Raw genomic sequence first — 310 nt, forward strand, 5'->3', positions numbered from 1 at the left:
GCGATGACGTCTTCAAAGATGCCGATAGCCTGACCGTGGGTGTCAGCGACGCAACCGTCGCTGGCAAGACCTTCGAGAATCTGGAACTGGGTGGCAACGCCACCGTACAGATCACCGACACCACCAGTGAAGTCGTTGCAACGCTCAGCGCCGACAAGACCACCGTCACCGAAGGCGGCCAGATCACCTACACCGTCACCCTGACCAACGCCCAGGGCCTGTCGGTCACTGGCCACAACGGCCTGACCTTCACCCTGACCGACGGCACCAAAGTCACCGTTCCAGCGGGCAGCGCCTCTGGCACCTTCAC

1 protein-coding gene is annotated in these 310 nt (G+C 62.3%); it reads left to right on the plus strand.

Annotated features, from left to right (window positions below; translation table 11 throughout):
• The coding region (locus L6D77_RS27100; protein WP_236170235.1) for an immunoglobulin-like domain-containing protein at window positions 1-310 on the plus strand (310 nt) is incomplete at both ends.

Origin of the sequence: Pseudomonas parasichuanensis (genome assembly GCF_021601385.1) — a bacterium.
Lineage (GTDB): Bacteria > Pseudomonadota > Gammaproteobacteria > Pseudomonadales > Pseudomonadaceae > Aquipseudomonas > Aquipseudomonas parasichuanensis.